Genomic DNA, 12,308 nt, shown 5'->3' with positions numbered 1-12,308 from the left:
TGTAAATCGTGGAAATAGTCGCTCTAGAGCGCTGCAGCGGCAATGGTCAAAGCCTTCAACTTGGCTGACTGGTTTGGCCAATCATTGATCCCGCTGATCAGTTGGTCAGCCCAAGTGATTGGACGCTTTGGGCCCGGCCTTCTAACCTGATGGCCTGCGCCAGCGAAGAAGTCTCCCCGCGATGATCGTCCGTCCCAAACCCAACCTCCTGGGTATCCTGTTTTCCCTCAAGGGTTCGATTGCCAAGCGCATTGCCTTGCGCAGCCTGCTGGTCACGCTGCTGGCCTCGGTGATCGTGCTGGTCGAAACCCTGCACCCGGCCTATTTCTCCAAGGTCAACGCCACGCCCTTCACCTTGCTGGGGTTGTCGCTGTCGATCTTCATGAGTTTTCGCAACAACGCCTGCTACGACCGCTGGTGGGAAGGCCGCAAGCAACTGGGGCAAATGATCATTGAGGTGCGCTCGCTGATTCGCGAAACCCAGGTGCTGGGTGACCCGGTTGAGCGTGCGGGGTTGCTGCGTGGCCTTTGCGGCTTTGCCCACGGTTTGATTGCGCGACTGCGCCATGAGGATGAGGCTGGGGCGATAACACCCTGGATCGGAGTTGATCAAGCGCACCCCAACCTCCCCGACCAGGTATTGCAGCAGTTGGGCGCGCGGTTTTCGCAGTTGGCCGAACAGGGCGTGATCAGCGAATGGCGCTACACCCAGCTGGAAACCCGACTGGTCAGCCTGAGCCAGGTGCAGGCTTCGTGTGAGCGGATCAAGCACACGCCACTGCCCTTCCCTTACACGCTGCTGCTGCACCGCACCATCTACCTGTTCTGCATTCTGTTGCCGTTCGCCATGGCCGAGCCCTTGGGCTGGCTGACGCCGGTGTTCACCGCCATTGTCAGCTACACCTTCTTTGGCCTGGATGAAATCGGCGACGACCTCGAAGACCCGTTCGGTTTCGATGAAAACGACCTGCCGTGCAATGCCCTCGTGCGCACCCTGGAGCGCGAGATTCTTGCGGCGCTCGGCGAAGTCGACTTGCCGCCTGCGTTGGAGCCGATTGAATACGTGTTGACCTGATGCGGGTTTGACACTCGCCGTGGTCTGACCGAAGCTGATGGCTTTGCAATAGCTGCCCCAGCTTTTGGACGCCTGCATGTCAAAGTCACGCCGTTACTCCATCATCGGCCTGTGCGCCCTGTTGTTAATCGTGTTGCTCACCTGGTTTTTCTCACGCTCTACCCCGGTGAATGTGCCGCCGGCGATTGCCCATGGTTACGCCAAAGCCTTGAAGCAGGCGCATAACGGTGAACCGGGTGCGGCCCGTGTGCTGTATCAACAGCTCGGGCGCCCGGACCTCTCGCCTGAACGGCGCGCTGCTTTGCACGCCGAATTGCCCAACTACCCAAGCCCCCAGGCGCTGAAACTCGCCGATAAAGACTTGGCCAATGATTCGCCACTGGTGCGCGAGGCGGCGATTCACAGCATTGTCGGCCTGGTGCCCAACGGCCAACGTGTGCTGTTGCTGGGGCCGGTGCTGGATGATCCCGAACAAGAAGTGCGCTTTGCCGCCGCCAACGCCTTGCTCGGCCTTTCGCCGGACACCCTCGGTTTGTACTTCGGGCCGTTGCAGCAAGTACTCGATGAATTCGTGAAACAGCTCAAGGGTCAGCCCGAAACCGCTGAAAGCTGGATTCAACTGGCGCGCCTTTACATCCACAGCGCCCTGCTGCCGGACGCGCAAAATGCGTTGGAACAGGCCATGCGTTTGCAGCCGGACAACCTGCAAGCGGTCGTCGCGCAGATCGAGCTGCTGGATAAGCAGGGCAAGACCGATGAATCCCGCCAACTGCTGGCGCGGCAACTGGCGGCGCACCCGGAGTCCGCCTACTTGCAGCACGCGCTGGGCATGTGGCTGCTGCACCATGGCGAACGCCCTTACGCCTTGCTCGGCCTGTCCAAGGCGGTGGAGCTGGAGCCGGACAATCAAGACTACCGTTACGACCTGGCCACTACCCTGCACGCCCAGGAAGAATTGGAAGCGGCCCAGCGCCAGTTGGAAGACATCATTCAGCGCCATCCCGCCAACCGCAAAGCCCGCGTGTTGCTCGTGAACTACTGGAAAGAAACCGGCCAATTGCAGAACGTGCAAGTCTTGCTGGCCCAGCTTGAGCAACAGAACCCCGACGACCCTGCACTGCAGCAAGGCCTGTAACCTGTTGGAAAAACTGTAAATCCCATGCAGTGTTGTACAAATATCACCAGCGGTTGAACCGCTACGTGCCACTACGGTCAAGTAAATATGGCGCGCCCCGGGCGGCGCGCTCCTCTACTTGTACGTGACCCGAGGGCACTTCTTGTCTACATCCAAAGAGCTGTTCAGTGAAAAGGCGGCCACCGGCATCGAAGGTCTTGATGACATTCTTGCCGGAGGGCTATCACGCAGCCACCTGTTCTTGCTGGAAGGCGAACCTGGCACCGGTAAAACCACCGTAGCGCTGCACTTTTTGCAGGCCGGCGCGAAAAACGGTGAGCGATCCCTGTACATCACCCTGTCCGAGACCGAGCGCGAACTGCGCCAGGGTGCCAAATCCCACGGCTGGGACCTGGATGACAATATCCATATCTTCGAACTCACCCCGCCAGAGAGCTTGCTCAACGCCGACCACCAGCAGAGCCTGCTGTATTCCTCCGACCTGGAACTGGGCGAAGCCACCCGCCAGATCTTTGAAGTGGTCGAACGGGTCAAGCCGACCCGCGTGGTCATCGACAGCCTTTCGGAAATCCGCCTGCTGGCGCAAAGCTCGCTACGTTATCGCCGCCAGATTCTGGCGATCAAGCACTACTTTGTGCGCTACGACGCCACGGTGCTGCTGCTCGACGACCTGACCACCGAATCCCTGGATAAAACCGTGCACAGCGTGGCCCACGGCGTGATCCGCCTGGAAGAGCTGACCCCCAACTACGGCGCCGAACGCCGCCGCGTGCGGGTGGTGAAATACCGCGGGCAGAAATACCGCGGGGGGTTCCACGACTTCACCATTATGGGCGACGGTATCCATGTGTTCCCGCGCCTGGTCGCCGCCGAGCATCGCGGCGGTTATGTGCGCCAGACCCTGAGCAGCGGCATCGCCGAGTTGGACGCCCTGATGGGTGGCGGCGTCGAGACCGGTTCCAGCAGCTTGATTCTCGGCCCGGCCGGTACGGGCAAATCGCTGATCTCGATGATCTTTGCCGCCGCTGCGGTCGCCCGTGGCGAAAAAGCTGCGCTGTTTATCTTCGACGAAGAACTCGGTTTGCTGTTCGAGCGCATGGGCAACATGGGCATCGACCTCGCCGCGCTGCAAGCCACCGGCAACCTGTTGATCGAACAGGTCGACGCCGCCGAGCTGTCCCCCGGCGAGTTTTCGCACCGGGTACGCCGTTGCGTCGACGAAGGCGGGATCAAAACCGTGGTTATCGACAGCATCAACGGCTACCAGGCCGCGATGCCGGAAGAAAACGCGCTGATCCTGCACATGCATGAATTGCTGCTGTACCTGAACCGTCGCGGCGCTGCGACCTTCATGACCGTCGCCCAGCACGGGCTGGTTGGTGACATGCAGGCGCCGGTCGACATCACTTACCTGGCTGACACCGTGATTCTGCTGCGTTATTTCGAAGCCCTGGGCAAGGTACGCCGGGCCATTTCGATCATCAAGAAACGCACCGGTGCCCACGAGTCGACGATTCGCGAATACCGCATCGGCAACCGTGGCATGACCGTCGGCGAACCCCTCGACAACTTCCAGGGTGTATTGCGCGGCATTCCGACCTACATGGGCGCCGGCTCGCCCCTGCTCAAGGATGAGGGCTAGTGGCGCGCATTTCTCCCGAATCCGAGCGTGCAATCATCCTGGCACCGATGGGCCGTGACGGCTCTCTGGCGCTGATGATGCTCAACGAAGCCGGTTACAGCGGTATCGTTGCCACCAGCCTGGCGAATTTATGCGAAGCCCTGGAGCAAGGGGCCGGCTTGCTGGTGATTGCCGCCGAAGCCCTGCGCGGCGTGGATATCGAGCCGCTGCTGGAGCACCTGCATCAACAGCCGGCGTGGTCGGATCTGCCGATCGTGCTGATGACCCACCATGGCGGCAGCGACCATAACGGTTCTTCGCATTTGAGCGGTCTGCTGGGCAACGTGACGTTCCTTGAGCGCCCTTTCCATCCGGTGACGCTGATCAGCCTGGTCAGCGCCGCCCTGCGCGGTCGACGCCGGCAATATGAAGCGCGCGACCGCTTGATCGACTTGAGCGAAAGCGAGCTGCGCCTGCAACGCACGCTGGAGACCCTGGAGCAGCAAGTCGAAGAGCGCACGGCGCAACTGCGCAGCAATGAGGAGGCGCTGCGCCAGTCACAGAAAATGGAAGCCGTGGGCCAATTGACCGGCGGCATCGCCCATGACTTCAACAACATGCTCACCGGCATTATCGGCAGCCTTGAGCTATTGCGCCGACGCGTGTCACGCGGAAAACTCGACGATCTCGACAGCCTGATCGACCTCGGCGTGACGTCGGCGAACCGCGCCGCAGGCCTGACCCACCGGTTGCTGGCGTTTTCGCGGCGCCAGTCGCTGGACTCAAAACCGGTGGAAATCAACCAGCTGGTGACGTCCATGGGCGAGCTGCTGCAACGCAGCATCAACGAAAGCATCGCCCTCGACATGCGCCTGACCGAGCAACTGTGGACCGCCGAAGCCGACCCCAACCAGCTGGAAAGCGCCCTGCTCAACCTGGTGATCAACGCGCGCGACGCCATGCCCGGCGGCGGAAAACTGGTGGTTGAGACCACCAATCGCCACCTGGACAGCGTGTTCACCGCCGCCTACGGCACGTTGAAGCCCGGCGATTACGTTGAGCTGAGCGTCAGTGACACAGGTTGCGGTATCCCGGAGCACTTGATGGGCCGTGTGTTTGATCCATTTTTCACCACCAAGCCCATCGGTCAGGGCACCGGCCTTGGTTTATCGATGATTTATGGTTTTGCTCGCCAGTCCCACGGCCATGTGACGATCCACAGCGAAGTCGGCATCGGCACCACTGTCAGCCTGTTCCTGCCGCGTTTCCTGGGCGAAATGCAGACGCAGGCGCCCATTAACCCGACATTGCTGCCATTCGCCAATGCCGGTGAAACCGTGTTGATCGTCGAAGATGACCCGGCAGTGCGGGTGTTGGTGTGTGCAGTGCTCAAAGAGCTGGGGTATGCCTCCGTCGAGGCGGGTGATGCCAATACGGCGCTGCCCATTATCGAGTCCGAACAGCGTATCGACCTGCTGATCAGCGACGTGGGCCTGCCCGGCATGAATGGCCGGCAAATGGCGGAAATCGGCCGGCAGCTGCGGCCGGACCTCAAGGTGTTGTTTATCACCGGTTACGCCGAACACGCGGCAGTGCGCGGTGGTTTTCTCGACCCGGGGATGCAACTGATCACCAAGCCGTTCACGTTTGATCTGTTGACGGCAAAAGTGCGTGAGATGATTAAAAAATAGGGCTGCAGGGACGCAGCCCCCTTGCGCTTCAGGCCAGCAAGCGCTGGATATGCTCTTGCAGCGTATCCAGATCAAACGGTTTGGCCAGGATCGGCGCGTTGCGCGTGATCGGGCTGTTGCAGTCGAGAATTTCCTGCGGGTAACCGCTGATAAAGATCACTTTCAATTCCGGACGCAGCTTGATCGCAGGCTCAGCGATCTGCACCCCGGAAATCCCGCCCGGCAGGCGATAGTCGGTGACCATCAGGTCCAGGTGCGGCTTGGTCGCGAGGATCTCGAAAGCCTGCTCCCCATCAATAGCCTTCAAGACCCGGTAGCCCAAGCCTGCCAGGTATTCACCCAACACAAACATAATGGATTCGTCGTCCTCGACGATCAGAACGACATCTTGTGCATCTTCACTCATGGGAAGCCTTTGTCCGGTCAATAGCTGGAATTACGACCATGGGGTCACGCAGAGGTTGCGTCGAAGTGACGATTGATTTCATGTCGACGCCTCAAGCGGCAGGCACACCCGGAACAGCGCGCCCTCGCCTATCTGGCTTTGCACTTCGATCGTGCCGCCGTGGGCTGCCACGATCTGCTCGGAGATGAACAATCCCAGGCCCAGGCCCGCCGCCACATGGCTGGCGGACACGCGTTCGAACTGTTGGAAAATACGCTTCTGGTTGTCCTCGCTGATGCCGATGCCATGGTCACGTACTTCGACGCGCGCTTCGCCATGCTCGGTGTATACCCGCACTTCCACCGGGCTCTTGGCCCCGTAGCGCAAGGCGTTGGTCAGCAGGTTGGACACCACTTGTTCGATGCGGAACTCGTCCCAATTGCCCTCCACCGGGCCTTGGGTCTCCAAGTGCATCGATGACTCGGCAGCGGCCACTTGTGGCGCGAAGTTTTCCACCAGGTTGTGCACCAACTGGCTGAGGTCAAAACGCGCCGGGCGAATCGACAGTTTGCCGGTGCGGATGCGCGACACGTCGAGCATGTCTTCGATCAGGCGAATCAGGCTTTTGATCTGGCGCTCATCGCGGTCGACCATGGCGTGCATCTTGTCCAGGGTAAACGCTGCAGCGTTATCCCGGGCCAGGTGCATCTTGCGCAACTGGGTTTCGAGGATCAGGCCGTTCAGCGGCGTCCGCACTTCGTGGGCGACGATCGACATGAAGTCATCACGCATGCGCACTGCTTGCTCCAGCTCGGCTTGGGTGGCTTGCAGGCGCGTCAGCAGCAGCTCCTGCTCGCGACGGCTGCGCTCCAGGGCTTCCACTTGCAGCTTCATGGCCTTGCTCTGGCGGTACAGGTCGACGAACACATTGACCTTGCTCTTCACCGCGTGGATATCCAGCGGCTTGTGCAGGAAGTCGACGGCGCCGCTTTCATAGCCCTTGAAGGCGTAGTTGAGTTCGCGGCCGGCGGCGCTGACGAACACAATCGGGATGTTCTTGGTTTTTTCGGTGCCGCGCATCAGTTCGGCCAGCTCGAAGCCGTTCATGCCGGGCATCTGCACGTCGAGAATCGCCATGGCGAACTCGTGCTCCAGCAACAGCGACAAGGCCTCGTCGGCGCTCAAGGCCTTGAAGACCTGGCGATCCTCGCGCTTGATCAGCGCTTCGAGGGCCAACAGGTTTTCCGGCAGATCGTCGACGATCAGCAGTTTGGCCTGGATATTACTTAACATGGGGAGGATTCCAGGGAAGCCAGCAATGAGGCAATGCGGCTCAAGGTCAGAATATGGTCGGGTGTATGCAACGCCAGAGCCGCCAGCGGCATCACGGCAATCCGTGCTTCCGTGGGGTCTTGTACGATGGTAGTGCCGCCCGATTGTTGGACGTGGACCAGGCCACGGGCGCCATCCTGGTTGGCGCCGGTCAGAAGAATGGCAAGCAGCCCTTTGCCGTAGGCATCGGCGGCGGACGCAAACAGGTAATCAATGGCTGGCCGGGAATGATGCACGCGGTCTTCCTGGCTCAGGGACAGGCTGCGGTCATGCTCGACCGACAGGTGATAACCGGGCCCGGCGAAGTACACCGTGCCCGCCTCGATCACTTGCTTGTCCTGCGCTTCCTTCACCGGAACCCGCAGACGCCGTGCAAACACTTCCGCCAACTGGCTGCGACGCTCATCCGGCAGGTGCAGCACGGCAATGATCGGCAGACCGAAGCCTTCCGGCAACTCGCCGAAAATCTTCAGCAACGCCTCCACGCCGCCGGCGGACGCGCCGACGACGATGGCCTCAATCCCGCGGATAGGTTGCGCTTGCGCCTCGCTCATGATTTTCGGTAGATCCGTTCCTGCTTGACCAAGGGCTCGAATTGCTTGCTGTAGGCAGAGAAATCCAGGGTTTCCTTACTGCCCAGCACCAGGAAGCCGCGATGACACAGCGACTCATGAAACAATCCGAACGCTCGATCCTGCAATTTTTTATTGAAGTAAATCAATACATTACGACATGAAATTAATTGAGTTTCTGAGAATACGCTGTCGGTCGCCAGGCTGTGGTCGGCGAAGGTAACGTTTTCGCGCAGGCTCTTGTCGAAGATCGCGTAATCGTAGGCCGCCGTGTAGTAGTCGGCAAATGAACGTTGGCCGCCGGCCTGCTGATAGTTGGCCGTGTAGGCGCGCACATTCTCCAGGGAAAAAATCCCCTGCTTGGCTTTGTCCAGGGACGCGGGGTTGATGTCCGTCGCGTAAATGATCGTGCGTTCCAGCAAGCCTTCTTCACGCAGCAGGATGGCCATGGAGTACACCTCCTCGCCCGTGCTGCAGCCGGCGATCCAGATCTTGATCGACGGGTAGGTCTTGAGCAACGGCACCACTTCCTGGCGGATCGCCAGGAAGTGCGAGGGGTCGCGAAACATCTCACTGACCGGGATCGTCAGAAACTGCAGTAACTGCATGAACGCGGCAGGGTCGTGCAACACCCGCTCCTGCAACGCGGAAATGGTCGCGCAATCAAACTGGCGCAGCGCATGGGCCACGCGGCGTTTGACCGACGCACCGGAATAGTCGCGAAAGTCATAGCTGTACTTGAGGTAAATCGCCTCGATCAGCAGGCGCAGCTCAATGTCGCTGCTTTTATCCAAAAAACTTCGCTCCACTTAAATGCGTTCCATCTTCGGCAGCCATACGCGAATCAGCGAGAACAGGCGGTCCAGGTCAATCGGCTTGGCCAGGTAATCGTTGGAGCCCGCCGCAAGGCAGCGCTCCTGGTCGTCCTTCATGGCCTTTGCCGTCACCGCAATAATCGGCAGCTTCTTCCAGCGCGGGTCCTGGCGAATCAAGGCGGTGGCCTCGTAACCGTCCATCTCCGGCATCATCACGTCCATCAGCACCAGGTCGATATCGTCGACTTCATTGAGTTTGTCGATGGCTTCACGGCCATTACGGCCGATCACCACCACCGCACCTTTGTGCTCCAGGGCGCTGGTCAGGGCGAAGATGTTACGCACATCGTCGTCCACCAGCAGGATTTTGCGCCCCTCGAAGACCTTGTCGCGGCTGCGCGCAGTCTTGAGCATCTTCTGGCGGTCATGGGACAGCTGCGATTCGACTTTGTGCAGAAAGAGTGTCACTTCGTCCAGCAAGCGTTCAGGTGAGCGCGCGCCCTTGATGATGATCGAACGCGAATACTTGCGCAGTTCGGCCTCTTCATCACGGGTCAGGTTGCGCCCGGTGTAGACGATGACCGGCGGGAACGAGCAGATGTCCTCGGTGGCCATGCGCTTGAGCAGCTCATTGCCGAGCATGTCCGGCAGCTTGAGGTCGATGATCATGCAGTCATAGATATTGGTGCGCAGCAGGTCCAGGGCAGCCTGGGCGTAGCCGACATCGGTGATTTCAATGTCATCGTCGCCGATCAGGCGGGCAATGCTGTCGCGCTGCAGGTCATCGTCTTCCACCAGCAGTACGCGCTTGACCTTCTGGGTCAGCTTGGCTTCCAGGCGCGCAAACACGTCCTTGAGCTCTTCGCGGGTGGTCGGTTTCACGGCATACCCGATGGCGCCCATGTGCATGGCGGCTTCGACGCGGTCTTCCACGGAAATCACGTGCACGGGAATGTGGCGGGTGCTGGCGTGTTCTTTCAGGCGTTGCAGTACGGTCAGCCCGGAATGGTCCGGCAGGCGCATGTCCAGCAGGATCGCGTCCGGGACGAATTCCTCAGCCAGGCTGTAGCCTTCGTCCGCGCCATGGGCGACCAGGCAGTTGTAGCCCAACTCATGGGCCAGATCGAAGAGGATACGCGCAAAATTCGGCTCGTCTTCCACCACCAGGATGCAACGGGTGGTGAACGGGGCCTTGTCGCGGTCATCGGCAAAGCGCGGGATCTGCTGCACATCCATCACCGGCAGCGGCGAGATCGCAACAGGCTTGGGTGCCGGCGCGGTCACCACCTGGCGCGGCGGCTCAACCGGTGCGGCGCCCTCCTCGCGCTCGACGTACTGCTCAGGCAAGACCAAGGTAAACACACTGCCTTTACCCGGTTCGCTGGTCACGCTGATAGAGCCGCCGAGCAGCGCCGCCAGGTCGCGCGAGATCGACAGGCCAAGGCCGGTGCCGCCGTAACGGCGGTTGGTGGTGCCGTCGGCCTGACGGAAGGCCTCAAAGATACTTTCCTGCTGGTCCGGGGCGATGCCGATGCCGGAGTCACGCACGGTGAAAGCGATGCCCTCGCCCGGCGCGCGGGACACCGACAGGCTGACCTCACCCTGCTCAGTGAACTTGATGGCGTTGGACAGCAGGTTCTTGAGGATCTGCTCCAGGCGCTGGCGATCGGTAAACAGCAAGGTCGGCGCACCTTCCTGCACCTCGACCTGGAAGCCCAGCTTGCGGTCGGCGGCCAGCGGTTCGAACATGCCGCGCAGGCCGTCCACCAGGCGCACGACACTGGAGTTCTCCGGACGCACTTCAAGCTTGCCGGCTTCCACCTTGGAAATATCCAGGATGTCGTTGATCAGGTTGAGCAAGTCATTGCCGGCCGAGTAAATCGACTCGGCAAACTTGACCTGCTCGGCGCTGAGGTTTTCCTGGGGGTTTTCGGCCAGCAACTTGGCCAGGATCAACGAGCTGTTCAGCGGCGTGCGCAGTTCGTGGGACATGTTGGCGAGGAATTCGGACTTGTATTTGCTGGAGCGCTGCAATTCGTCGGCGCGATCTTCCAGCGCGAGTTGGGCCTGGTTGAGTTCGACGTTTTTGCGGTCCATGGCGTCGCGCTGCTCGGCCAGGGTTTGCGTCTGCTCGGCCAACTGCTCGTTGGTCTGCTCAAGTTCGGCCTGCTGGGTTTCCAGATGAGCCTGGGATTCCTTGAGGATGCGCGACTGCTCTTCGAGTTCTTCGTTGGCGGTCTTGAGCTCTTCCTGCTGCACTTGCAGTTCTTCGTTGAGCTGCTGGGTCTCGGCCAGCACTTCCTGCAGGCGCTGGCGGTAACGCGCGGCCTCGATGGAGGTGCCGATATTGCCGGCAATCAGCTCCAGCAGTTCGACGTCGCGGTCTTCCAGCGGGCGCAGGAGGCCCAGTTCAATCACCCCGTTGACGCGGTCGTCATCGCTGGTGGGCATCACCAGCACACTGCGGGTCGAGCCCTCGCCCAGGCCCGAACTGACCTTGAAGTAATCTACTGGCACATCGTCCAGGCGAATCAGGCGATCAAGCTGGGCGGCCTGCCCGACGATGCCTTCGTCACTGTAGATCGACTGTTCCTGCTGCTCCTGTTCGCGGGAGAAACCATAGGTGGCGACGCGCTTCAGGCCGCCGTGTTCTTCTCGTACATACAGCGCCGCAACCACGGAGCCCATGTACTGGGCAAAGAACTGCAAGATGTTGCGGCCCAGCATGTTCAAGCTGAGTTGCCCCAGCACTTGTTCGGCCAGCTCGGTCTGGCCATTACGCAGCCAGGCTTGCTGCTCAAGGCGCCGCGCAATCTTCTGTTGGGACGCGAGGGTTGCGCTGTAACTGTCTGATAAAGAAACTAAATTCCTTCTTCCGCTGTACGCCAGAAAGCCGCTCAAACCGAGCACAAAGACCAGGTACAGGGTGACGCTGATCACCGTGGTGCGAGTGACATCCGCGTTACGGGTTACCCGGAACTGCTGCTCCATATCGACCGCGTTCACATATTCCTGGCGGATGGCGTCGGTCAGGCTCTTGCCCCGGCCCGCCTTCACCGCTGCACGGTAGTCACCGCTGCTGCGCTGCAGGTCGATCATCGATTGCGCGTACTTGTTCCACTCGGCCTGCATCGCTTCCAGGCGTTTAAGACGGTCCACCTGTTGCGGGTTATCCGCCACCAGCTCCTGCAAATTATGCAAATCGCCAATGATCCGGGGCTTTGCGACTTCATACGGGTCGAGGAAATGCTCGTCGCCGGTGATCAGGAAGCCACGCAGCCCGGTTTCCAGGTCCACCGTCAGCTTGGACGACTCGTTGAGGTTATTGATGACCCGGTCGGTGTGCTCCACCCACTGGATCACCGACAACAGGTACGTGATCAGCACGACGAAAAATGCTGCGCTGAGCACACCCACGCCTAACGGCAGGGCCACGTTACGGCTCAGGAGTTTACGAAAGCTCTGTTCATCGACAGTCGACGCGGGAGTCATGGGCATGCCTTGGCCAGGTACGGAAAAACAGGGAGTTTGCCCGAATAACACGCCCCAAGGCTATGTTTCTGCGTCAATTCAGGGCGTATGCCTACGCGCTGCGCGGGTATCTCGCGCCGATTCACGCCGGCTTCCTCACGGGTTAACACACCTGAATACAGATGCCTGGGCGTGGGCCGGAACGCGTCCG

At 60.4% G+C, this 12,308-nt stretch carries 9 protein-coding genes; 4 read left to right on the top strand and 5 right to left on the bottom strand.

The window, feature by feature from the left end:
* Nucleotides 1–181 precede the first annotated feature (181 nt).
* The 4 genes from HX783_RS24440 (at nt 182) to HX783_RS24425 (ending at nt 5,522) form a co-directional block, all read left to right on the top strand.
* Nucleotides 182–1,075, top strand: coding sequence for a bestrophin family protein (locus tag HX783_RS24440; RefSeq protein ID WP_177018553.1), 894 nt, complete (start codon nt 182–184; stop codon nt 1,073–1,075).
* Nucleotides 1,076–1,151: 76 nt separating this feature from the next.
* Nucleotides 1,152–2,210 carry a HEAT repeat domain-containing protein gene (locus HX783_RS24435; protein WP_159956615.1) on the top strand — a complete coding sequence of 353 codons (1,059 nt, stop codon included), beginning with the start codon at nt 1,152–1,154 and terminating at the stop codon, nt 2,208–2,210.
* 142 nt (nt 2,211–2,352) lie between these two features.
* Nucleotides 2,353–3,852 (top strand): ATPase domain-containing protein, encoded by a 1,500-nt coding sequence (locus HX783_RS24430; RefSeq protein ID WP_159956616.1) that lies wholly within the window; start codon nt 2,353–2,355, stop codon nt 3,850–3,852.
* Nucleotides 3,853–3,899: 47 nt separating this feature from the next.
* Nucleotides 3,900–5,522: an ATP-binding protein gene (locus HX783_RS24425; RefSeq protein ID WP_218175355.1), complete on the top strand. Its 1,623-nt coding sequence runs from the start codon at nt 3,900–3,902 to the stop codon at nt 5,520–5,522.
* A gap of 28 nt (nt 5,523–5,550) precedes the next feature.
* On the opposite strand, the gene HX783_RS24420 is transcribed toward HX783_RS24425, so the two are convergent.
* The 5 genes from HX783_RS24420 to HX783_RS24400 form a co-directional block, all read right to left on the bottom strand.
* Nucleotides 5,551–5,928: a response regulator gene (locus HX783_RS24420; RefSeq protein ID WP_003217591.1), complete on the bottom strand. Its 378-nt coding sequence runs from the start codon at nt 5,926–5,928 to the stop codon at nt 5,551–5,553.
* Between the two features lie 78 nt (nt 5,929–6,006).
* Entirely contained in the window at nt 6,007–7,200 is a 1,194-nt protein-coding gene (locus tag HX783_RS24415) for a hybrid sensor histidine kinase/response regulator (RefSeq protein WP_177018551.1), read from the bottom strand.
* Nucleotides 7,194–7,793, bottom strand: a complete 600-nt coding sequence (locus HX783_RS24410; protein ID WP_159956619.1) for a chemotaxis protein CheB — start codon at nt 7,791–7,793, stop codon at nt 7,194–7,196. Before HX783_RS24410 ends, HX783_RS24415 begins: the two co-directional genes overlap by 7 nt.
* The gene (locus tag HX783_RS24405; RefSeq protein WP_174245630.1) at nt 7,790–8,620 is read right to left on the bottom strand and encodes a protein-glutamate O-methyltransferase CheR; all 831 of its coding nucleotides are present in this window, start codon (nt 8,618–8,620) and stop codon (nt 7,790–7,792) included. Before HX783_RS24405 ends, HX783_RS24410 begins: the two co-directional genes overlap by 4 nt.
* Nucleotides 8,621–12,118: a response regulator gene (locus HX783_RS24400; protein ID WP_177018550.1), complete on the bottom strand. Its 3,498-nt coding sequence runs from the start codon at nt 12,116–12,118 to the stop codon at nt 8,621–8,623.
* Between the last annotated feature and the right edge of the window lie 190 nt (nt 12,119–12,308).

It is taken from the genome of Pseudomonas sp. D2002 (assembly GCF_013385735.1).
Classification (GTDB): domain Bacteria; phylum Pseudomonadota; class Gammaproteobacteria; order Pseudomonadales; family Pseudomonadaceae; genus Aquipseudomonas.
This window is presented reverse-complemented; position numbering and strand designations above follow the sequence as displayed.